17 protein-coding genes are annotated in these 23,425 nt (G+C 58.3%); 15 read left to right on the top strand and 2 right to left on the bottom strand.

Annotated features, from left to right (window positions below; translation table 11 throughout):
• The first annotated feature begins 160 nt into the window (after nucleotides 1-160).
• On the top strand, nucleotides 161-334 hold the full coding sequence (locus H8S59_RS06875; RefSeq protein WP_049827190.1) for a DUF6026 family protein: 174 nt from the start codon (nucleotides 161-163) through the stop codon (nucleotides 332-334).
• A gap of 455 nt (nucleotides 335-789) precedes the next feature.
• Here the strand turns inward: H8S59_RS06875 and H8S59_RS06880 are convergent, their stop codons facing one another.
• The gene (locus tag H8S59_RS06880) at nucleotides 790-1,281 is read right to left on the bottom strand and encodes a GNAT family N-acetyltransferase (RefSeq protein ID WP_095097877.1); all 492 of its coding nucleotides are present in this window, start codon (nucleotides 1,279-1,281) and stop codon (nucleotides 790-792) included.
• A gap of 600 nt (nucleotides 1,282-1,881) precedes the next feature.
• On the opposite strand from H8S59_RS06880, the gene glgA reads away from it, so the two are divergent.
• The 10 genes from glgA (at nucleotide 1,882) to H8S59_RS06930 (ending at nucleotide 15,974) form a co-directional block, all read left to right on the top strand.
• Entirely contained in the window at nucleotides 1,882-3,471 is a 1,590-nt protein-coding gene (glgA, locus tag H8S59_RS06885) for a glycogen synthase GlgA (RefSeq protein ID WP_095097880.1), read from the top strand.
• 15 nt (nucleotides 3,472-3,486) lie between these two features.
• Nucleotides 3,487-5,301: a malto-oligosyltrehalose trehalohydrolase gene (gene treZ, locus H8S59_RS06890; protein WP_187520916.1), complete on the top strand. Its 1,815-nt coding sequence runs from the start codon at nucleotides 3,487-3,489 to the stop codon at nucleotides 5,299-5,301.
• On the top strand, nucleotides 5,291-7,369 hold the full coding sequence (gene malQ, locus H8S59_RS06895; RefSeq protein WP_187520917.1) for a 4-alpha-glucanotransferase: 2,079 nt from the start codon (nucleotides 5,291-5,293) through the stop codon (nucleotides 7,367-7,369). Before treZ ends, malQ begins: the two co-directional genes overlap by 11 nt.
• A complete protein-coding gene (locus H8S59_RS06900; protein ID WP_187520918.1) occupies nucleotides 7,366-10,146 on the top strand; it encodes a malto-oligosyltrehalose synthase in 2,781 nt (926 codons plus the stop codon). Before malQ ends, H8S59_RS06900 begins: the two co-directional genes overlap by 4 nt.
• A gap of 17 nt (nucleotides 10,147-10,163) precedes the next feature.
• Complete coding sequence (locus tag H8S59_RS06905; protein ID WP_187520919.1) at nucleotides 10,164-10,586, top strand: DUF2934 domain-containing protein; 423 nt, start codon at nucleotides 10,164-10,166, stop codon at nucleotides 10,584-10,586.
• 163 nt (nucleotides 10,587-10,749) lie between these two features.
• Nucleotides 10,750-12,945 (top strand): glycogen debranching protein GlgX, encoded by a 2,196-nt coding sequence (gene glgX, locus H8S59_RS06910; protein WP_095097895.1) that lies wholly within the window; start codon nucleotides 10,750-10,752, stop codon nucleotides 12,943-12,945.
• Nucleotides 12,942-13,961 carry an acyl-CoA dehydrogenase family protein gene (locus H8S59_RS06915; RefSeq protein WP_187520920.1) on the top strand — a complete coding sequence of 340 codons (1,020 nt, stop codon included), beginning with the start codon at nucleotides 12,942-12,944 and terminating at the stop codon, nucleotides 13,959-13,961. Before glgX ends, H8S59_RS06915 begins: the two co-directional genes overlap by 4 nt.
• Nucleotides 13,958-14,719, top strand: coding sequence for a PIG-L deacetylase family protein (locus tag H8S59_RS06920; RefSeq protein WP_187520921.1), 762 nt, complete (start codon nucleotides 13,958-13,960; stop codon nucleotides 14,717-14,719). The genes H8S59_RS06915 and H8S59_RS06920 overlap by 4 nt, the downstream gene beginning before the upstream one ends.
• Nucleotides 14,716-15,315, top strand: coding sequence for an SAM-dependent methyltransferase (locus H8S59_RS06925; RefSeq protein ID WP_095097904.1), 600 nt, complete (start codon nucleotides 14,716-14,718; stop codon nucleotides 15,313-15,315). The genes H8S59_RS06920 and H8S59_RS06925 overlap by 4 nt, the downstream gene beginning before the upstream one ends.
• A complete protein-coding gene (locus H8S59_RS06930) occupies nucleotides 15,312-15,974 on the top strand; it encodes a glycosyltransferase family 2 protein (RefSeq protein WP_187520922.1) in 663 nt (220 codons plus the stop codon). Before H8S59_RS06925 ends, H8S59_RS06930 begins: the two co-directional genes overlap by 4 nt.
• A gap of 3 nt (nucleotides 15,975-15,977) precedes the next feature.
• Here H8S59_RS06930 and H8S59_RS06935 read toward each other — a convergent pair whose 3' ends face one another.
• On the bottom strand, nucleotides 15,978-17,024 hold the full coding sequence (locus H8S59_RS06935) for an alpha/beta hydrolase family protein (protein WP_187520923.1): 1,047 nt from the start codon (nucleotides 17,022-17,024) through the stop codon (nucleotides 15,978-15,980).
• A 294-nt stretch (nucleotides 17,025-17,318) separates the two neighbouring features.
• Between H8S59_RS06935 and H8S59_RS06940 the strand changes: the two genes are divergently transcribed.
• The 4 genes from H8S59_RS06940 (at nucleotide 17,319) to H8S59_RS06955 (ending at nucleotide 23,129) form a co-directional block, all read left to right on the top strand.
• The gene (locus H8S59_RS06940) at nucleotides 17,319-18,482 is read left to right on the top strand and encodes an isovaleryl-CoA dehydrogenase (RefSeq protein ID WP_187520924.1); all 1,164 of its coding nucleotides are present in this window, start codon (nucleotides 17,319-17,321) and stop codon (nucleotides 18,480-18,482) included.
• A gap of 252 nt (nucleotides 18,483-18,734) precedes the next feature.
• Nucleotides 18,735-20,342 carry a carboxyl transferase domain-containing protein gene (locus tag H8S59_RS06945; protein WP_187520925.1) on the top strand — a complete coding sequence of 536 codons (1,608 nt, stop codon included), beginning with the start codon at nucleotides 18,735-18,737 and terminating at the stop codon, nucleotides 20,340-20,342.
• 13 nt (nucleotides 20,343-20,355) lie between these two features.
• Nucleotides 20,356-21,171, top strand: a complete 816-nt coding sequence (locus tag H8S59_RS06950) for a gamma-carboxygeranoyl-CoA hydratase (RefSeq protein ID WP_187520926.1) — start codon at nucleotides 20,356-20,358, stop codon at nucleotides 21,169-21,171.
• Nucleotides 21,168-23,129, top strand: coding sequence for an acetyl/propionyl/methylcrotonyl-CoA carboxylase subunit alpha (locus H8S59_RS06955; RefSeq protein WP_187520927.1), 1,962 nt, complete (start codon nucleotides 21,168-21,170; stop codon nucleotides 23,127-23,129). The genes H8S59_RS06950 and H8S59_RS06955 overlap by 4 nt, the downstream gene beginning before the upstream one ends.
• Nucleotides 23,130-23,425 lie beyond the last annotated feature (296 nt).

The raw sequence follows: 23,425 nt of genomic DNA on the forward strand, positions 1-23,425 counted from the left end.
GAACAAGAAACGTTCGCGACCCTCCAAAATAAAAAAGTTCCATTTTTGCGCAAAAGAAATCAGAATTGTGGCCGATAGAGAGGTAAGCAGAGGCGAGTCGGGGATCGATAGTCATTTGCCAGGACCTTTCATGTTGAATCCGCCATTTGCGAGGTGAGCAATGGGCACTGTACTACCGGCAACCGCACCACAAACTCTCTATGTCACTATCCGTCGTGACGAACTGCGCCAGCTTAAAGAAGAGCGCGAACAGTTGCTGAGCAAGGTCGCTCATTTGAGCCTCATGCTGCAACAATCCCAGCTGATGATCAGCAGCAACGCCCTTCAAGCCTGAGCCCCATACACTCGTTGCCTCCGAGCAACGCAGCATGACGAATAGCGGCAAGCCCGATCAGTCGGCTTGCCCCTGGCAGCACCCTCCTCCGAATTCCTTTCTTATCTATCTTAAGAACCGCTCTAAATTCGAGTTTCAACACAGCAACGCCTGCTGGAATTGAAACGTATTCTGCAGGAGAGAGCTTGCTCGCGATTACGTCAGCACAGGCAATATATTCACCGACTGATAGACCGAGATCGCTAGCAAGCCCACTCCTACAGGTCCCATTTTTGCTGCGCTAGAGCGTGGCATCAGGGACACAGGGGTCTCCTACAAGGCTGGCGCTTTACATGAGACATGTGCGCCCCCCTGAGAACCACTCATTCCAGGCTTAGCTTCTGGGGAGCTCTACCTCAAAATCTCCGACCAGACACTCTTATCTAACGTTCAACCCCGGTGAAGGTTTACCGCGATTAAAGCGTCTTCTGCCAGAACATGGCCTTGCCCATCTGCGGGTCCAGTTCATAACCGGCAAAGCCAAGTTTTCGATAGGCACCCTGAGCAATAAGATTGCCCTCCAGCACTTCGAGGGTCAGCTTGCAGCAGCCACGCTGGCGGGCGATTTCTTCGACTTTCGCCAGCATCTTCTGGCTGATACCCAAACCGCGATACTGGCCCAGCACTGCAACATCGTGAATGTTGACCAGTGGCCGACACTGGAAGGTTGAAAAACCTTCGAAGCAATTGACCAGCCCTACCGGCTCGCCAGCGATGAATGCCAGGACGCTGAATGCATGGGGGCGCTTGGCCAGCTCGATGGCCAGTTGTTGTTGGGCATCAAGCGATAACGATGTACCACCTCCCATGACATCTTCAGCGTACTGATTGAGCATGAAGCCGATCGCTTGCGCATGCACCGGATTGGTGTAGCTGGCTTGCAGTACCAAAACTTCAGGGCTATCCATTACATCCTCTATACAACTGCATAATCATGAATGTGCCGGACTCGAATCGAGCCGGTTAGCCGATTCTATATCGCCGCACATGAAAATGTTTCGGATTGAGATCAGGAAATACCCACGGTTGCCCCATGAAATAGCGCCATACGCACCAATAAAAGGCCGAGGTCGTCGTAGGAGATTATTTCTGCCCTATGCAGGCTCCTTCCATCCCTGCGTCTTAAGCCTGAACGCACTATCGTCCAACAATCCGACGGCCGGTCATTCGCCTGCCCCATGGTGTTTTTTATCGCTCTAACATAGCGCAGTGCGGCATTTCGCCACACATAACGGGTGATCTCACCCCCCTGTAATCAGGCTCTGAAGCCCAGACCAGACATTTCCCACAAAAAAAGTCGAAACTTTCCAATGAACGCACAGGTCATCTGATAACAGCGCCTATGCTGATGGCTGAGCCTGCACTTTTTAGCAATACCTGTCTGTCCGTGAAGAACGCAAACAGTAAATGGGTACTGATCTTGCGTAGTGCTTGTGTGTCCGGCCATAGGACATGGCCAATAACAAATCTGATGCAGTACCGATACTGTATTGAATGGGGAGAAATCGATGATTAGCGCCGCTGTCAAAACCCAGAAGGGAGAGAGTTTTAACCAGCCGGCCAGCGAGCTGACTCATCTGCCGGTCTTCGCTACGACGAGCGTTCCAATGCTGCAACTGCCTGCCGCTACACAGCCCATGATCGTGTCGAGCAACAGACGCAAAGTCCTGTTTGTGACCTCCGAACTGGCTGACCTGGTGAAAACCGGGGGACTGGGTGATGTTTCTGCCGCGCTGCCGCGAGCCATGCGCCACCTGCACGACGTCCGTGTGCTGATTCCCGGCTACCCGCAAGTCCTTAACAGTGGCAATCCAATTCATGTCATCAGCCAATTGGGTGGCCATGCAGCGCTGCCGCCTTGCAAGATTGGCCGGATGGACATGAAGGACGGCCTGGTGATTTATGTACTGATCTGCCCGGAACTGTATGAGCGCGAAGGTACGCCTTACGCCGACAATCAGGGACGTGACTGGTCCGACAACCATATTCGTTTTGCCCGTCTGGGCCTGGCTGCCGCTGAATTCGCGGCCGGCGCGGTAAAAACCCAGTGGAGTCCCGAGCTGGTTCACGCGCACGACTGGCCTGCCGGTCTGGCTCCCGCTTACATGAAGTGGCGCGGACAGACCACGCCGACCATTTTCACCATTCACAACCTGGCGTATCAAGGCACTGTCAGCACCGCGTCTGCCCGCGAACTGGGCATTCCGGATGAAGCGTTGAGCGCCGAAGGCATGGAGTTCTACGGCAAGCTTTCCTTCATCAAGGCGGGTATGGCCTACGCCAGCCACATCACCACGGTCAGCGCGACCTATGCCAAGGAAATCACCACCCCCGAGTTCGGTTGCGGCCTGGAAGGTTTCCTGCAGCATAAAGCCAATCGCGGTCAGCTCAGCGGTATCCCGAACGGCATTGACGCCAGTTGGGACGCAGCCACTGACGAGCATTTGATTTGCCACTTCGCGCCGAATGAATGGCAGCGCAAGGAAATCAACGCCGACCACGTACGTGAATTGTTCGAGCTTGAGCCGTCCAGTGGTCCGCTGTTCGCAGTCGTTTCGCGTCTGGTCTACCAGAAAGGTCTGGACCTGACCATCGGTGTTGCCGAACACATCGTCAACAATGGTGGCCAGATCGCAATCATCGGTCGCGGGGAGCCAGAAGAAGAAGACGCCATGCGCGCTTTGGCAGAACGCTTCCCCGGGAAAATCGGTGTCCGTATCGGCTTCAACGAAACCGATGCCCGCCGCATGTTTGCAGGCAGTGACTTCCTGCTGATGCCGTCGCGTTACGAACCGTGCGGTCTGAGCCAGATGTACGCTCAGCGTTTCGGCTCTCTGCCGGTCGCCCGCAACACCGGCGGCCTCGCTGACACCATTGAAGACGGCGTGACAGGCTTCCTGTTCAACGAGTCAACGGTCGAAAGCTACAAAGAAGCATTGAACCGCGCCTTCAAGGTGTTCTCCAATCCTTCACTGATCAACGCCATGCGTTGCCGGGCAATGGCAGCCCCGTTTAACTGGCACCAAGCGGTAGAGCCTTACGCAGAGCTCTATCAGGACCTGTTGAAAAAGAACGTGGGTGCCGCACTTCATTATTGATTAAGGGGTCAACGGATGCCTCTGCGTACGGACGAGAACTGGCGCCACGGCGCCGTTTTACTGGATTCTGGCCACACGCGGTTCGCCCTCTGGGCACCCGACGCCTATTACGTCAGTCTAGAACTCGAGGGTGGCCAGTCTCTGGCCATGCTCCCGCAAAACGAAGGATGGTTTGTACTCGAGGCCCGCTGTCCAGCGGGCACTCGCTACCGGTACAACATCGACGGGGAACTTGAAGTCCCTGATCCTGCCTCCCGCGCTCAATCCTCTGATGTCCATTCCCATAGCGTAGTGGTCGATCCCCTCGCCTATGAATGGCAGAACACTGGATGGCTGGGTCGTCCCTGGTACGAAGCGGTCATTTACGAGCTGCACGTCGGATCACTGGGTGGCTATGCCGGGGTCGAGGCTCATCTGGAGCGTCTGGCCGGGCTTGGGGTAACAGCGATTGAGCTTATGCCCATCGCGCAATTCCCCGGGGAACGTAACTGGGGCTACGACGGTGTATTGCCTTACGCGCCACAGTCCTCCTACGGGACGCCGGAGCAACTCAAGCACCTGATCGATACGGCCCACGGCCATGGTTTGATGGTGATCCTTGACGTGGTCTACAACCACTTCGGCCCGGACGGCAATTATCTGGGCCGCTACGCCAAAGGATTCTTCCGCAACGACGTGAAGACGCCGTGGGGCGATTCCATTGATTTCCGGCGTCGGGAAGTGCGCGACTTCTTCATCGACAACGCGCTGATGTGGCTACTTGAATACCGGTTCGATGGGTTGCGGATGGACGCCGTGCATGCGATCAACGACGACACCTTTTTGCCGGAATTCGCGCAGAGGGTTCGTGAGCAGATCGACGCGCCGCGGCATGTCTGGCTCAACCTGGAAAACGAGTTCAACCAGGCCAGCCTGCTGGAACAGGGCTATGACGCGCAATGGAACGATGACGGTCATAATACGCTGCACGTGATACTGACTGGCGAAACCGACGCGTACTACACCGACTTCGCCCACGAGGCCACCCAAAAGCTGGCGCGCTTGCTCAGCCAGGGCTTTGTCTATCAGGGCGAGCCAACTCGTCACGGCCACACCCGTGGTGAATCCAGCGGGCATCTGCCGCCTAGCGCGTTTGTCCTGTTCCTGCAGAACCACGATCAGATCGGCAACCGGGCCTTTGGCGAGCGTCTGCCGCAAATCTGCCACGCACCCGCGTTGCGTGCCGCCACAGCCTTGTGGCTGCTCTCTCCGATGATCCCATTGATGTTCATGGGCGATGAATGGGCGGCGAGTGAGCCGTTCCTGTTCTTCACCGATCATCACGGCGAACTGGCCGATGCGGTGCGTGAAGGCCGACGCAGTGAGTTTGCCGACTTCGCAGCCTTTGCTGACGAAGAGAAACGCGAACACATTCCCGACCCTAATGACCCGGCAACCTTCGAAGCCTCCAGACCGGCTTTTGACGCGGTGTATCTGGAAACCGACAAAGGCAGCGACCACCGCAACTGGCTTGAGCTCTATCGCCAGCTTTTGGCGCTGCGTCATCAGCAAATCGTACCTCGCTTGCCGGGCAGTCATGCCCTGGGTGCTGAAGTGCTGAGTGAAGGTGCAGTGACGGCGCGCTGGAGAATGGGCGACGGCGCTGTGCTGCGCATCGATATCAACCTGACTGAACATGCAGTCACCGCCCCTCAGTGGAAAGGCGGCAGCGTTGTTTTCGAAACCCTGCCAAACGTGGCAGAACTTTCCCGGCGAGGCATCCTCAATCCATACACGGCCATTGTCAGCCTGATAGCAACCGATGTTCTGGAGGAACAGGATGAGCAATGAGCAATTAGAGAGCCTGGCGGCAGAAGCAGGCTTGTCCGTGGACTGGATTGATGCAAATGGACGGGCGCAAAGGGTCAGCCCTGAAGTGTTGAGCAAGGTGCTGGGCTGCCTGGGTTTTCCGGCTGATGACAATCTGCAGATCGACGCCAGCCTGCAACGTTTGAAAGTTGCCCATCACCAACCGACCCCTCCTCCTTTGCTGACCGTGGACCATGGCAGCAATCTGGATTTGAGTGCCTGGTTTGAACCGGGCACACCTTTCGTCCTGCACCTGGAAGACGGCGCGACCATCGACGCCAACCTGACCGCCGATGGGAGCCTGCCTGCTTTGGCTCCAGTGGGTTATCAGCAGCTGAACATTGCCGGTCAACACCTGACGATTGCCGTTGCACCGCAGACTTGCTTCAGCATGGCCATGGCGACCGACAGCCGCGTTCCGCGAGCGTGGGGGCTGACGGTTCAACTGTACGGCCTGCGCCGCGAAGGCGACGGCGGCTTTGGCGATACACAAGCGCTGGAAAGTCTCGCACGCGCCGCGGGAGAACGCGGCGCTCACGCCTTGGCGATCAGCCCTGTACACGCGATGTTCGCCAATGATCCTCATCGCTACAGCCCGTACTCGCCCTCCAGTCGCCTGTTTCTCAACAGCCTGTATTGCTCGCCCGGCGCCATTCTATGGGAACGTGCGTTGCGCATGGCCGTGGAAGAATCCGGTCTGAGTGATGAACTGAAGCGCCTTGAAGAGCTGCCACTGATTGATTGGCCCGCCGCTGCCGGCGCCAAACTGAAAGTCCTGCACAAGCTGTATGACGCCTTCAGCGGCAGTGACCACCCGCTGCACGAGGACTTCAACAGCTTCCGCCACAGCGCTGGCGAAGCACTGGAAAACCACTGCCGCTTTGAAGCCATTCGCGACGAGTGCCCGCGTCTGGGCATGAGCGACAACTGGCATGAATGGCCAGATGAGTTCAAGAATCCACGCAGCGAGGCCATCGCCCGCTTTGCCGCCAATCACAGCGAGCAAATCGGTTTCTATGCTTTCACCCAATGGCTAATGGCCCGTGGTCTGGAACGCGCACAGGTCGCTGCCCGTAGCAGCGGCATGAGCGTCGGGCTGATTGCCGACCTCGCTGTGGGTGCAGATGGCGCTGGCAGTCAGGCCTGGAGTCGACAGGATGAATTGCTCTCGGCTCTCAGCGTGGGTGCTCCGCCGGACATTCTTAACCGCGCCGGACAAAGCTGGGGAATTTCCGCCTTCTCTCCTGAAGGTCTGAAGCGTAACGGCTTCCGTGCCTTCATCGAAATGCTGCGAGCAAACTTCGCTCATGCGGGCGGCCTGCGTATCGACCACATCATGGGCTTGCAACGTCTGTGGGTCGTGCCATTGGGTTCACCGGCCAGCGAGGGTGCCTACCTTAACTATCCGCTGGACGACATGCTTCGTCTGCTGAGCCTTGAATCCTGGCGGCACAAGGCAATTGTGCTGGGTGAAGACCTCGGCACTGTTCCGCCCGGCCTGCACGAAAAGCTGGCTGCCCGGGCCATTCTGGGCATGCGCGTGCTGTTGTTTGAACAAAACAACGCTAACTTCAAGCCCATTCTGGATTGGTCCGATCAGGCTCTTGCAACCACCAGCACCCACGACCTGCCGACGCTGGCGGGTTGGCTGGCGGAAAACGATATCGCCTGGAACCTGCGTCTGGGCATGGTCAACGAGCAGCAAGCGCAAGACTGGAGTGCAGACCGCCATCGCGAACGCGAAGGTCTGCGTAAGGTCTTGAGCCAGAACTCCACTAACTTCAGCGACGGACTTCCGGATGCAGAACAAATGATCGACGCCAGCATCCGCTATATCGGCCACACCCGCGCGCCTCTGGTGCTATTGCCAATGGAAGACGCCATGGGCCTGACCGAGCAATTCAACCTGCCTGGCGACACCCCTCAACACCCCAACTGGCGCCGCCGTATCCCCGGCGACAGCGCAACGTTGATGGACCTCGAATCCGTGGCGCGACGCGTTGAACTGTTGTGTCAGGCACGCCTGCAAGCTGCGGAGCGCGATCAATGAGCCCGCGTCTGGAAACCCTGCGTGCCACGCAGCGCCTGCAATTTCACAAAGACTTCACTCTGGATGACGCCGTAGCGCTGGTGCCCTACTTCGCCAACCTGGGCATCAGCCATATCTACGCCTCGCCGCTGCTCAAGGCGCGGGCTGGCTCGATGCATGGCTATGATGTGGTCGATCCAAGGGTCATCAACCCGGAGCTCGGTGGCGAACCGGCGCTGCGTCGTCTGGTCAGCGCCTTGCGCGAACACGGCATGGGCCTGATTCTGGACATCGTGTCCAACCACATGGCAGTGGGCGGCAACGACAATCCGTGGTGGCTTGATCTGCTCGAATGGGGACGCAACAGCCCCTACGCGGACTTCTTCGACATTCAGTGGCACTCGCCGGATCCGTTGCTTAAAGGTCAGCTGCTGCTGCCGTTCCTCAGCACCGACTACGGCACTGTGCTTCAGGCCGGTGAGATTCCGTTGCGTTTCGACCCGGAACATGGCGTGTTCTACATTGAGCATTACCAGCACCATTTCCCGATCAACCCTGGCACTTACGGGCCGCTGCTTGAATCCGGTGAAAGCCCGCTTCTGGATGAACTGAGCAAGCGCTTTGCCGCGCTCGATCAGTTCCCGCAGGCATGGGAACGGGCCAGACAAGCGCGCGCCGAGCTGGTCGAACTGGTCAAAGACAAGGCCGTTATCAAAGCCATTGAGCTGGCCATGCAGCGCTACGACTCGACCACGCCAGAAGGCTTTGATCGGCTGCATCGTTTGCTGGAGGCGCAGCATTACCGTCTGGCCAGCTGGCGCACTGCGGGGGACGACATCAACTGGCGGCGCTTCTTCGACATCAACGAATTGGGCGGCTTGCGAGTCGAGCGTTCCAATGTGTTCGAAGCCACCCACGGCAAGATTTTTGAGTTGATCAGCGAAGGCCTGGTCGACGGTCTGCGCATCGACCACATTGACGGTCTCGCAGACCCACGCGGTTACTGCCGGAAATTGCGCCGCCGGGTCAACACCCTGCTCGCTGCGCGTCCTGCGGGCACCGAACTGGCGCATTTGCCGATCTTCGTCGAGAAGATCCTTGGCCCTGATGAAGCACTGCGTGAAGACTGGGGTGTCGACGGCACCACCGGTTATGAGTTCATGAATCAGGTATCGCTGTTGCAGCATGATCCCAAAGGCCAGGAGCCTCTGGCCGAGCTCTGGAGCCGCATCAGTGAACGCACCGCTGACTTTGATCAGGAAGTGCTCGAAGCGCGTGACCTTGTGCTGCACGGCACCCTGGCGGGTGACTTCGAAAACGTTGCGCAGTCATTGCTGCAGGTTGCGCGCAGCGACCTGATGAGCCGTGACCTGACCCTGGGGGCGATTCGCCGGGCGTTGCTGGCACTGGTGGTGAACTTCCCGATCTATCGCACCTACATCAGTGTGTGCGGACGCTCGGCGGAAGATGACCGTTACTTCCAGCAAGCCATGCAAGGCGCACGCAACATGCTGAGCGAAGCTGACTGGCAAGTGCTGGATTATCTGCAGCGCTGGCTGGGTGGAGAGTCCTGGCGCAAGTTGCCACGAGGCAAGCAACGCAAGCTGAACAAAAATGCCTGCGTGCGTTTCCAGCAGCTCACCTCGCCAGTGGCCGCCAAGTCGGTGGAAGACACCTCGTTCTATCGCAGCGCAGTGTTGCTGTCGCGCAACGACGTAGGGTTCCATCCGCAGCATTTCAGTGCACCGGTGAAGGACTTTCACGATGCCTGCCTCGCGCGTATCAAGGCCTTCCCGGACAACCTGCTGACGACTGCGACCCACGACCACAAGCGCGGCGAAGACACTCGCACTCGTCTTGCCGTGCTCAGCGAATGCGCCGGTTGGTACAGCGAGCAAGTGGAGCGCTGGCGCCAATTGGCGGTGCCACTGAAAGGTGAAGAGAACCCGATCAGCCCTGGCGATGAGCTGATGCTGTATCAGGCGATGCTGGGCAGCTGGCCGCTGGACATGCAGGAGGATGAATTCGAAAGCTACGCAGAGCGCCTCATCAAGTGGCAGGAAAAAGCCTTGCGTGAAGCCAAGCTGCAGAGCAGCTGGAGCGCAGCCAACGAACCGTACGAGCGCGCATGCCGGGAGTTCCTGCAGAACATTCTGCTCAGCCCTCAAGGGCTCGCGTTGCGTCAGTCCCTGGGCGCTACCGCCAACCGTATCGCCACCAACGGTGCGTTGAACAGTCTGGCGCAAACCTTGCTTCGTATGACTGCACCTGGCGTCCCTGATTTGTATCAGGGCACAGAGTACTGGGACTTCAGCCTGGTCGATCCGGACAACCGTCGCCCTGTCGATTACGCAGATCGGCAGGACGCGCTGAGTCAAACGTCCACTGTCAGTGATCTGCTGGGGTCCTGGCAGAACGGCAGGATCAAGCTAGCGCTTATCCATCAGGTGCTGAACAAGCGGGCTGAACATTCAGCGCTGTTCAGTCGGGGCGAGTATGTGCCGCTGGAGGTTCTGGGTGCGCATGCTGACAAGGTGATGGCATTTGCTCGGGTTCTTGACGAAGAACAGGCTATCGTTGTTGTGCCACGCCTGTGCAATGAACTATTGGGTACGGCACAAACTCCATTCATCAATGCAGAAAATTGGGGGGATACACGGATTGTTTTACCGTTCGCGGATGCAAATCGAAGTTGGAAGGGACTTTTTTCAGACGCCGTAGTCACAACAGACAAGGAGTTGCTGCTCAGCGCAGCACTCGAGGAATTTTCTGTAAACCTGTTTATTCAGACTAAGTAAAACCTGGGAGTGTCGAGATGAGTGCCGACGAAAAGCGAATTCGCGAGTTTGCGTATCAGATATGGGAGTCGGAAGGGAAACCTTCCGGCCAGGACGCACGCCATTGGGAAATGGCTCGCAAGCTGGCTGAAGCTGAAGCGCTGGCTCCGGATAAATCCACCGCCCGCAAGGCAACCAAGCCCAAGCTGCCGAAGGTTGACGCTAAACCGGCAGCTGATAAAGCCAAGACAGCTACTGCCAAGTCTGCGCCGAAGGCTGCCCCGAAGCCGGCCAGCAAGCCAGCTGCGGCACCGGCTGCCAAGCCTGCAAGCAAACCGGCTGCCGTGAAAAGCAAACCGGCTCCAACGGCGACTCAGGCCGAACAGCCTGCAAAGCCTGCCGCCAAGAAACCCGCAGCCAAGCCAGCAGCAAAAAAACCGGGCAAACCATCAGCGCCTTGATTCCTCCAAAGCGCAGCACCAACTCCGTACCGCAGGGATCACTTTCTTACCCATCGTGACCTGCGGTAACCCAGCATTTTTTACTTCGACTTTTTGTTGAAGCGCTCTCGCTTCGACTGCGGTTTCGGCCGCCCCGAAAAACACCAGCCGTCAGGAACGCACAATGAACACGCAGTCCAAAACCCCAAAGAAAGACAGTCCACAAGGTGCATCCGCCAAGGCCGATCAAGTCGAAGCCAGCGTGTCGCGTATTCGTGAAGGCCTTCCCTTCCCGCTCGGCGCCAGCTGGGACGGTCTCGGCGTCAACTTCGCGATCTTCTCGGCCAACGCTACCAAGGTTGAGCTTTGCCTGTTTGATTCCACGGGCGAAGTTGAACTCGAACGCATCGAGTTGCCGGAATACACCGACGAGATTTATCACGGTTATCTGCCTGACGCCCACCCGGGGCTGATCTACGGCTACCGTGTGTACGGCCCTTATGACCCGAAAAATGGTCATCGCTTCAACCACAACAAACTGCTGATTGACCCGTACGCCAAACAACTGGTTGGCGAATTGAAATGGTCCGAAGCACTGTTTGGTTACACCATTGGCCACCCGGACGGTGACCTCAGCTTTGACGAGCGCGACAGCGCGCCCTTCGTGCCGAAAAGCAAAGTGATCGACCCGGCGTACACCTGGGGCCGCGATCAGCAGATAAGCGTGCCGTGGGACAAGACCATCCTGTATGAAACCCACACCCGCGGTTTCACCATGCGTCACCCTTCGGTGCCAGATGAACTCAAAGGTACGTTCTCAGGGCTGATGGTTGCGGACGTGATCGATCACATTCGCAAGCTGGGCGTGACCTCTGTCGAATTGTTGCCGATTCACGCGTTCGTCAACGATCAGCATCTGTTGCAGAAAGGCATGACCAACTACTGGGGCTACAACAGTATTGCGTTCTTTGCCCCTGATCCGCGCTACCTCGCTCACGGCAAAATTGCCGAGTTCAAGGAAATGGTTGCACACATGCACCATGCCGGACTGGAAGTGATCCTCGATGTGGTTTACAACCACACTGCCGAAGGCAACGAGCTCGGCCCGACCCTGTCCATGCGCGGCATCGACAACGCCTCGTACTATCGCTTGATGCCTGACGACAAACGTTTCTACATCAACGATTCCGGCACCGGCAACACCCTGGACCTGAGCCACCCTTGCGTGCTGCAGATGGTTACAGACTCCCTGCGCTACTGGGCTTCGGAAATGCACGTCGACGGCTTCCGCTTCGACCTGGCAACCATCCTCGGCCGCTACCACGATGGCTTCGACGAGCGTCACAGCTTCCTCGTGGCTTGCCGCCAGGACCCGGTGCTGCGTCAGGTCAAACTGATCGCCGAGCCTTGGGACTGTGGTCCCGGCGGCTATCAGGTCGGTGGTTTCCCACCTGGCTGGATGGAGTGGAACGACAAATTCCGCGACACCGTACGCGCGTTCTGGAAAGGCGATGAAGGCCAACTGGCAGACTTCGCCGGACGTATGACCGCGTCGGGCAACATGTTCAATCAGCGCGGGCGCAGGCCTCAGGCTTCGGTGAACTTCATCACCGCGCATGATGGCTTCACCTTGCACGACCTTGTCTCTTATAACGACAAGCACAACGAAGCCAACGACGAAAACAATCAGGACGGCAGCAACAACAACCTGTCTTGGAACCATGGCGTCGAAGGTCCGACTGAAGATCCGGAAATCAACGCGTTGCGCTTGCGTCAGATGCGTAACTTCTTCGCCACCTTGCTGCTGGCTCAGGGTACGCCAATGGTGGTCGCCGGTGACGAGTTCGCCCGCACCCAGCATGGTAATAACAACGCCTACTGTCAGGACAGTGAGATCGGCTGGGTCAACTGGGATCTTGATGAAGACGGCAAGTCGCTGCTCAAGTTCGTCAAGCGCCTGATCAAGCTTCGTCTGACTTACCCGATCCTGCGTCGTAGTCGCTTCTTGGTGGGTGATTACAACGAAGAAATCGGCGTCAAGGATGTCACTTGGCTGTCTCCAGACGGCAACGAAATGGGCATCGAGCAATGGGAAGACGCACATGCCCGCTGCCTGGGCATGCTGATGGATGGCCGCGCGCAGGAGACAGGTATCCGTCGACCTGGCGCTGACGCAACCTTGCTGCTGGTGGTCAACTCGCATCATGACGGGGTCAACTTCACCCTGCCGCAGGTGCCTGAAGGCGAACACTGGACCTGCCTGATTGATACTAATCAGCCGGACATGAAAGCCAGTGAGCAATTTGGTTTTGGTGATCACTACACCGTTACTGCTCGCTCTCTGCTGCTGTTCGAACTGCAACACGATGAAAAAGCATGAGTCAGGCGCTCAGTGAGTTCCTCGACTGGCGCAAGCACGGCTATGCCGATACGCGTGCGCTGGGCGAATGCTTGCAGGCGCTGATTGACGAAGGGCTGGATCAGCTTCCCTTTCCTGCCAGCGGCCAGATCCTTGAGCGCTGGCAGGGACTGGCCTGCGTTGCCGGGCATGATCTGGGGTTGTGCAAATTGTATGAAGGCCATACCGATGCGTTGGCCATCATGCATGAGGTGGGCGTCAACGCCCCGGAAACCGGGACCGGTTGGGGCATGTGGGCGGCCGAGCCTCCCCATGCGCGGGTTAGCGTGCAACGCAAAGGCGATAACTTGCAAGTCAACGGTCGTAAAGCCTGGTGTTCGGGCGCTGCGGTACTCAGCCACGCATTGATGACTGCCTGGGACGAAGATGATCAGCAGCAGCTGGTCGCCGTCGATCTCAGGCAACCCGGCGTCAGTATTACTCAAGAAGGCTGGCGTGCCGTAGGCATGGGCGCCACTGGCAGTGTTGAGGTGGTATTCGACCGCGCTCATGGGGTGGCCATCGGCAAACCCGGTGACTATCTGGCCAGACCCGGTTTCTGGCAAGGCGGCATCGGTATCGCCGCTTGCTGGTACGGAGGATCTATATCTCTGGCCCAGCGTCTGTTGCAACAAGGCTCCAAAACACTAGAGCCGCACACCATGGCCCACTTGGGCGCGGTGGATGTGGCTATGCACAGTTCGTGGGCTGCCCTGCAACACGCGGCCTACCGTATCAATCAAACACCTCTCGCCGACGCACAGGTTTTGGCGCGTCGCAGCCGAGCGGTGATTGAACACAATGTCGAGCAGGTGATTCTGCATGTTGGCCGTGCCTTGGGCGCAGGCCCTTACTGCAAGGATGCGCATTTCGCTCGACTGATCGCTGACCTACCGGTTTTCCTGCGCCAGAGCCATGCAGAGCGTGATCTGGCAGCTCTTGGTGATCTGACATCCCGGCAGGCTGTGATCACGCCATCACGGATGTGGCAACTATGACTGACAATAATCCCATCGTCGGCAGCGGCACTTCGCTGCTGGCCTGGAACGGATCGAAAAAACTGGCGCAACTGTCGTCAATCAGCGCCGAAGAACTGGTTCCGCCGCACTCACGCGCAGTGATCATCGCCCCTCACCCTGATGATGAAGTGCTCGGCTGCGGCGGCCTGATGCACCAACTGGCCCAGTTGGGTCGGCCGCTGAAACTCATTTCAGTCACCGACGGCAGCGCCAGCCATCCAGGCTCCTCCACCTGGCCAGCCGAACGGCTGAGTGTGATTCGACCGCAGGAAAGCGCCGAAGCCTTGCGTCGTCTCGACCTGCCCATGCACAGCCTGCAATGGATAAGGGGTGGCTTTGCTGACACCACCGTGGGGCAACAGGAAGATCAACTGACCGCCTTTATCGAGCGCTACCTCGAGCCGACGGACGTGGTGTTTACCACATGGGCTCATGACGGGCACAGCGATCATGAAGCGGTCGGCCGCGCCAGCGCACGGGCTGCCCATGCCATTGGCGCACGTTTGCACGAGGTGCCGATCTGGGCCTGGCACTGGGCGTCGCCGGAAGATGAGCGCTTGCCGTGGGAACGGGCGCGCAAAATCCTCCTGGAGCCGGCCGTCATCGCGCGCAAACGCCATGCGGCTTATGCATTTGCCAGTCAACTGGAGGGCGATCCCCAGATCGGTCTGCCGCCGGTATTGGCCGCGGATGTGCTGGAGCGCTTGATGCAGCCATTTGAGGTGGTCTTTCTGTGAGTGTCGATGACAGCTACTTCGAACAACTTTTTCAGGAAAGTGACGACCCATGGGCTTTCAAGAAACGCTGGTACGAACGCCGCAAGCGTGCGTTGACTCTGGCGGCCCTGCCCCGTGAGCGTTACGCATCAGTATTTGAGCCTGGCTGCGCCAATGGTGAACTCAGCGCGGACCTGGCCACCCGCTGCGATCGATTACTGGTGTGCGATACCAGCCGTTCGGCGGTTGAACTGGCACGTCAGCGGCTGGCAACGTTCACACACGTTGAGGTCATGCACGGACGTCTGCCTGAGCAATGGCCAGACGCCCGGTTTGATCTGATTGTGTTCAGCGAACTGGGTTATTACCTGGACGAGCAGGACCTGAATCGCTGGATTGATCGTGCACTGGCATCCCTGACAGATGAAGGGCAAATACTCGCCTGCCACTGGCGACCGCAGATTGAAGGCTGCCCGCTGGATGCTGAAAAGGTTCACGCAATCCTCGCGGCACGTTTGAACATGCCACGGATTTTCAGCCATGACGAAGCGGATTTTTTCCTCGACGTCTGGAGCCGTGATGAAAGATCAGTCGCAGAAAGGGAGAAACTACGATGATTGGCGTGCTCATACCGGTTCACAACGAAGAACTGCTGCTCGGCCAGTGCCTTGAAACCCTGTTGAAGGCGGGCAAACATCCCGCACTGGCCGCCGAGCAGGTTGTCATTCTCGTGGTGCTGGACAGTTGCACCGACGCTTCGGCGAGCATAGCGCGGCAGTATGGCGTGAGTGCTCTTGAGGTCAACGTACGTAACGTGGGTCAGGCACGGGCTGCAGGCGCTGCGCTGCTACTGGAACAGGGTGCCCGCTGGATTGCCTGCACCGATGGCGACAGCACCGTGGCCGAGGACTGGCTGGTGGAACAACTGGCGCTTGATGCCGATGCAGTCTGCGGAACAGTAACGCCCGGGGTCTGGCAAGACGGGATTCCGGTTGAAGCGCAGATTCGCTATCAACAGCACTATCAGCATCGCGACGGTCATCGCCACATCCACGGAGCCAACATGGGCATCAGCGCGGCGGCTTATCGCCTGGCAGGCGGCTTTCCGCCGCTGGCTTGCCATGAAGACGTCCAGTTGATTCGACAACTGGAATTGAATGGCGCACGTATCGCCTGGAGTTGCCGTCCTCGCGTTACCACCAGCACCCGGCTGGAAGCACGGGCAGTGGGTGGATTTGCCGACTTCCTGCGCTCGCTGACGGCTACAACCGGCTGATCATCAGGGTTGCTCATGATGGGCAGTTTGCATTCCGCCACTGCCCAACTCAGGCATGCCCAGGGCATTCTCGAAAAAACGCACGGCTTCAGCACTCAGGTTGCGATGAATATCTTCCCGGTCGACACCTTCACGGTCGTTACACATGACCGGTGAAGTGGCCCTCAGCTCATCGCTGCAGGGAGCCATAAACACGAAATGCCCTGCCCCCGCCAATAACTTGTAATCCGGCGTCTGCGGCAACTTGCGCGCCAGCGCTTCGGCATTCTGGTCCACGGCTAGCAGTTCATCCCCGTCACCGCTGTACAGCAATACCGGGACATGCACATCCGCCAGGGTATGACGGCCAAACATCAGCGTCAGCGGAGCCATCAACATCAGTGCGCCAACCCTGGGATCAGCTTGTGCATGCAGATCATCACGATCCAGCAGCAATTCGCCTCCGGTCTTGCAGGCATCCCGATCATCCGGGCGCTTGGTGCAATAGGTTTTGAGGCGTTGAAGATCAGGTTCTGCACCGGCCAGGATCAAGGCAGTTTCGCCACCAGCTGAATATCCAATCACGCCCACTTGGTCGGCGCGGATATAGGGTGCCAGCGTCGGGTCAAGTAACGCAGTGCTGATAGCTTCGGAAATTTGCAGCGGTCGTCCATACAGGTTGCTGACGCTGCCTAGTCGGCTGTGATCAACATTGTTATCACCGGGGTGAATCACCGCGACCACGACAAAACCTCGCCTCGCCAACGAAGTCGCCAGGTCATGCAGCGCGAGCGGAGTACCGGTATTGCCATGGGAAAGCAGCACCAGCGGGAAACGTCCGAGGGCAATCGGCGCTTCTAGCGTTGCATCAACGATATAGCCTTGAATAGTGCTGGACTGCTCTGCGGCCGTAGAGGGATAAAAGGCGATGGCCTCCATTGGCTGGGAGTCCAGTGGATCCGGGAAGCTGAGGCGGTGGTAGCCGACACTCCAGTCGTCGTCGGCCAACGCCTGCACCGAAATCAGGCTCTGGGTCAGGCACACCAGCAATAGTGCACAGATACGTACCATCGTGCGATCCAACCTATACAGGTCCGAAAGAATCCATCCAGCGGTATTAACCGGTCTGGAGCGAGCCTCATGCTCTGCCACGAACTCCGGTAACAACTGCTTACAGGTATCAGAGTCGCGGCTTTTAAATTAGTGCACAACATGGGCCAAAAATTGGCAGGAAGTTTACGGTCGACTCATGCCTGTACCGACGCGCGACTTTACAACTGCTCATTGACACACCTCCATCTCCAGGCTTACGTTAACGTAAAGGTCATAGCGACTCTTCCAAAAAAATAACAAGGAACGCTAACCATGAGTTACCCCAGCCTGAACTTCGCTCTGGGCGAAACCATTGATATCTTGCGCGACCAGGTGCAATCGTTTGTCGCTGCGGAAATCGCCCCACGTGCTGCGCAGATTGATAAAGACAATCTCTTTCCCGCTGACTTGTGGCGCAAGTTTGGCGACATGGGTCTGCTGGGGATTACGGTTGCTGAAGAGTACGGCGGCGCTGGACTCAGTTATCTCGCCCACGTCGTGGTCATGGAGGAAATCAGTCGCGGTTCTGCTTCTGTTGCGCTGTCTTACGGCGCGCATTCGAATCTGTGCGTGAATCAGATCAATCGCAACGGCACTGCCGCGCAGAAGGAGAAGTACCTGCCCTCCCTCATCAGCGGTGAACATGTCGGGGCGCTGGCCATGAGCGAACCCAACGCCGGTTCTGACGTGGTTTCGATGAAGCTGCGGGCCGAAAAACGCGGCGACCGCTTTGTCCTTAATGGCAGCAAGACCTGGATCACCAACGGTCCGGATGCCAATACCTATGTGATCTACGCCAAGACCGACCTCCAGAAAGCTGCCCATGGCATCAGCGCGTTTATCGTCGAGCGGGACTGGAAAGGTTTTTCCCGAGGCAACAAATTCGACAAGTTGGGTATGCGCGGTTCGAACACCTGCGAACTGTTCTTTGACGACGTGGAAGTTCCGGAGGAAAACCTGCTGGGCGTGCTGAATGGTGGCGTGAAAGTTTTAATGAGCGGGCTGGACTACGAACGGGTCGTGCTGTCCGGTGGCCCAACCGGGATCATGCAGGCCTGCATGGACGTGGTCGTACCCTACATCCATGACCGTAAACAGTTCGGCCAGAGCATCGGCGAATTTCAGTTGATTCAAGGCAAGATCGCCGACATGTACACCCAGCTCAACGCCAGCCGCGCTTACCTGTATGCCGTGGCTCAAGCCTGCGAACGTGGCGAAACCACGCGCAAGGACGCTGCCGGGGTCATCCTCTACAGCGCCGAGCGGGCAACGCAGATGGCCCTGGAAACGATCCAGATTCTGGGCGGTAACGGCTACATCAACGAATTCCCGGCCGGACGACTGCTGCGCGACGCCAAGCTTTACGAAATCGGCGCGGGCACCAGTGAAATCCGGCGGATGTTGATTGGGCGGGAATTGTTTAATGAGTCCCGATGATTGCTGGCGCGCGATAAACAACAAAGTGTTGCTTCTCGCCACCGCGGCTCATGTATCGCGGGCAAGCACCGCTCCCACAAGGGATCGCATTTCAGTTCGAATTGATAAGCGCTCTCGCAGATATCGCCCCTCAGAACCGCTTGAAGTGGAATGAGATTAAATGTGGAAGCGGTGCTTGCCCGCGATGCAGGAGACGAAAGTGGCAGACGCACCGCGGAATCTTTTATAGCGCGCAAAAAAACCGGAGTAGCCATGACCACCCTCCAGACCCGCATCAACACCCGCTCCGCCGAATTCGCCACCAACAGCGCTACCTTGCTTGAACAGGTCCACGCACTGCGTAACCTGCTTGCGAACATTCAGCAAGGTGGCGGACCGAAAGCCCAGGAGCGCCACACCTCTCGGGGCAAATTACTGCCACGGGACCGCATCAATCGCCTGCTCGACAGCGGTTCGCCGTTTCTTGAAATCGGTCAGCTGGCTGCTTTGAAAGTGTATGAGGAAGACGTGCCTGCCGCCGGAGTGATTGCCGGGATTGGCCGCGTCGAAGGCGTGGAATGCATGATTATCGCCAACGACGCCACAGTCAAAGGCGGTTCGTATTACCCGCTCACGGTCAAAAAGCATCTGCGGGCACAGACCATTGCCCAGCAGAACCGCCTGCCGTGCATTTACCTGGTGGATTCCGGCGGTGCCAATCTGCCGCGTCAGGATGAAGTGTTTCCGGATCGCGAGCACTTCGGACGGATTTTCTTCAATCAGGCCAACATGAGTGCGCAAGGCATCCCGCAGATCGCCGTTGTGATGGGCTCCTGCACCGCAGGTGGCGCTTATGTACCCGCCATGGCAGACGAAGCGATCATGGTTCGTCAACAGGCAACCATCTTTCTCGCCGGGCCCCCTCTGGTCAAGGCAGCGACAGGCGAAGTGGTCAGCGCTGAAGACCTGGGAGGTGCAGATGTGCATTGCCGGACCTCAGGGGTTGCCGACCACTACGCCGACAATGACGAACATGCTCTGGAGCTGGCACGCCGCAGTATCGCCAATCTGAACTGGCGCAAACTCGGCACCTTGAATAGCGAAGCCCCCATTGCCCCGCTGTATGCGGCTGACGAACTGTACGGCGTGATTCCCGCCGACGCCAAGCAGCCTTTTGATGTTCGCGAAGTGATCGCCCGGCTAGTGGATGGCTCGCTGTTCGACGAATTCAAGGCACTGTTCGGCACCACACTGGTGTGCGGCTTCGCGAGGCTGCACGGCTATCCCGTGGCGATCCTCGCCAATAACGGCATTCTGTTCGCCGAAGCGGCGCAAAAAGGAGCGCATTTCATCGAGCTGGCCTGCCAGCGCGGAATTCCGCTGCTGTTTCTGCAGAACATCACTGGCTTCATGGTCGGACAGAAATACGAGGCAGGCGGCATCGCCAAACACGGAGCCAAACTGGTAACAGCAGTGGCCTGCGCCAAAGTGCCGAAATTCACCGTGATCATTGGCGGCAGCTTTGGTGCGGGCAATTACGGTATGTGCGGTCGTGCCTACGATCCTCGCTTCCTGTGGATGTGGCCCAATGCGCGGATCGGCGTTATGGGTGGCGAGCAGGCGGCGGGCGTGCTGGTCCAGGTCAAACGGGAACAGGCCGAGCGCAGCGGCGAGCCGTTCAGTGCCCGCGAGGAAGCAGCCATCAAACAGCCGATCCTCGACCAATACGAACACCAGGGGCATCCGTATTACTCCAGCGCCCGGCTATGGGACGACGGCGTGATCGATCCAGCACAAACCCGGGACATTCTCGGCCTCGCCCTCTCCGCCTCTCTGAATGCGCCTATCGAGCCGACGACCTTCGGTCTGTTCCGCATGTGATCAGGAAACGCTCATGACTGACTTTCAAACCGTAGAACTGCTGCGTGACCCACAGGGCTACGCCACGCTCTGGCTGAACCGGCCCGAGAAAAACAACGCGTTCAATGCACAAATGATCCGCGAGCTGATCCTTGCGCTGGATGCGGTTCAGGCTGATGCCGGTTTGCGCTTCCTGCTGATACGCGGCCGCGGCAAGCACTTCAGTGCAGGGGCGGACCTGGCCTGGATGCAGCAAGCAGCCGATCTGGACTACAACACCAATCTTGATGATGCCCGCGAACTGGCCGAGCTGATGTACAACCTCGCCAAACTGAAGATTCCGACATTGGCAGTGGTACAAGGCGCTGCGTTCGGGGGCGCACTGGGTCTGATCAGTTGCTGTGACATGGCAATAGGCGCCACAAACGCGCAGTTTTGTCTGTCCGAGGTGCGCATCGGCCTGGCACCCGCAGTGATCAGCCCGTTTGTGGTTCAAGCCATCGGCGAGCGCACAGCCCGCCGCTACGCGCTGACAGCCGAGCGATTTGACGGTGTGCGCGCCCGGGAAATCGACCTGATTGCCGAGTGTTATCCGCCGCAGGAGCTGGAGCGACAGGTGCAGGCCTGGATCGGTAATCTGCTACTGAACAGCCCTCAGGCCATGCGTGCCAGCAAGGATTTGCTGCGCGAAGTGGGCAACGGAGCACTGACACCGGCCCTGCGTCGCTATAGCGAAAATGCCATCGCCCGAATTCGCACCAGCCCGGAAGGCCAGGAAGGTCTGCGCGCTTTTCTGGACAAGCGCCCACCCACCTGGCAGACCGAGCAGCCCAAGGAGCCACGCCCATGAGCGCCCCGACCCTGACCACCGTCTTGATCGCCAACCGTGGCGAAATTGCCTGCCGCATCATGCGCACCGCGAAAAACCTGGGGCTGACCACGGTCGCCGTTCACAGCGAAACAGACAAAAACGCGCGCCATACCCGCGAAGCAGACATCAAGGTCAATCTGGGTGGCAGCAAAGCCGCCGACAGCTACCTGCAGATTTCCAGACTGATCGCCGCAGCACTTGCCAGTGGCGCTCAGGCTATCCATCCGGGTTATGGCTTTCTTTCAGAAAATGCCGAATTTGCCCGGGCCGTTGAGAGCGCTGGCCTGATTTTCCTCGGCCCGCCCGCCTCGGCCATTGGTGCCATGGGCAGCAAGTCCGCGGCCAAATCGTTGATGGAACAGGCAGGCGTGCCGTTGGTGCCGGGCTACCACGGCGAGGCTCAGGATCTGGCGACCTTTCGCGACGCAGCCGAGCGGATTGGTTACCCGGTACTGCTGAAGGCCACTGCAGGCGGTGGCGGCAAAGGTATGAAGATTGTCGAGCGCGTCGAAGACCTGGCCGATGCACTGGCTTCGGCACAGCGAGAAGCCGCGTCATCGTTTGGCGACTCACGCATGCTGGTCGAGAAATACCTGCTCAAGCCTCGCCATGTGGAGATTCAGGTATTCGCTGATCAGCACGGTCATTGCCTGTATCTCAATGAACGCGACTGCTCGATCCAGCGTCGTCATCAGAAAGTCGTCGAAGAAGCGCCCGCGCCGGGCCTGAGTCAGCAGTTACGCAAGTCCATGGGCGAAGCCGCAGTTAAAGCTGCGCAGAGCATTGGTTATGTCGGCGCGGGGACTGTGGAGTTTCTGCTGGATGCCCGGGGCGAGTTTTTCTTCATGGAGATGAACACCCGCCTGCAGGTTGAACATCCTGTGACCGAAGCCATCACCGGTCTGGACCTAGTGGAATGGCAATTGCGAGTCGCACAAGGCCAGGAACTGCCGATGACTCAGGAGCAAGTGCCCTTGCTGGGCCACGCCATCGAAGTGCGGTTGTACGCTGAAGATCCAGACAATGAATTCCTGCCCGCTACCGGGACGCTGGCGCTTTATCGCGAAAGCTCGCCGGGCGCAGGGCGCAGAGTCGACAGTGGCGTGGCGCAGGGCGACAGCATCTCACCGTTGTACGACCCCATGCTCGGCAAGCTGATTGCCTGGGGGGAAGACCGTGAGCAGGCGCGCTTGCGGCTACTGGCGATGCTCGATGAGTTCGTTGTAGGTGGAGTCAAAACCAACCTGCCGTTTCTGCGGCGGATCATCGCCCATCCAGCGTTTGCGGCAGCCGAGCTGGATACCGATTTCATTCCGCGTCATCAGACGCAACTTTTACCGCCGACTACGACATTGTCGGACGAGTTCTGGCAGGCGGCCGCTGCGGCATTCAGCCAGAGCGAGCCTCCTCGCGTGCGTCGCGATGATCCCCGGTCGCCCTGGTCTTCGATGAACGGAATGCGCTCTGGTATGCCCAGCGAAGTGGTTTTGCATCTGACCTGCGATGGTCAGGAGCAAGTCATCAAACTGTGCGACGACAGCGCCGGCTCGTTTCAATTGATTGGCGACCAGTTGCTGATTGAGCAAAACGGCCTGCGTCAGCAACACCTGGCGCTGCGTCGCGATGACACCCTGTACCTGAAATGGGCCGGTGACCTGCACGCAGTCAGACGCTTTGACCCAATTACCGCAGCAGACGCCAGCCAGGCCCCTCAATGCGGACTCACCGCCCCTATGAATGGCAGCATCGTGCGGGTTCTGGTTGAAGTCGGCCAGAACGTCGAAGCCGGAACGCTTCTGGTGGTACTGGAAGCAATGAAAATGGAACACAGCATCCGTGCTGACAAGGCTGGAACCTTGACTGGCGTGCATTGCAGCGAAGGAGAGATGGTCAGCGAGGGTGCGGTGCTGGTGGAGATTGAAGCGCAGGTTGAATGACGACGTGGGACCGGCTTTAGCCGGGAAGGCGTTATTTCTGAAGACCTATCCTTATTGACCCTGACGGCCTCTTCCCGGCTAAAGCCGGTCCCACGACATCACTTCCAGTATTGTCTAGAACCTGTGGGAGCCGGGCTTGCCCGCGATAAGAGCAACCCGATTCACCTGAAACACCACAGCGTCTGCATCGCGGGCAAGCCCTGCTCCCACATACAATGCGATCTCCTGCCAAAGCATTGTTGAACTGCACGATTGACTTCAGAACAGCAAAGCAAGACTGACAACACGCTATCGCG

It is taken from the genome of Pseudomonas folii, assembly GCF_014357575.1.
Lineage (GTDB): Bacteria > Pseudomonadota > Gammaproteobacteria > Pseudomonadales > Pseudomonadaceae > Aquipseudomonas > Aquipseudomonas folii.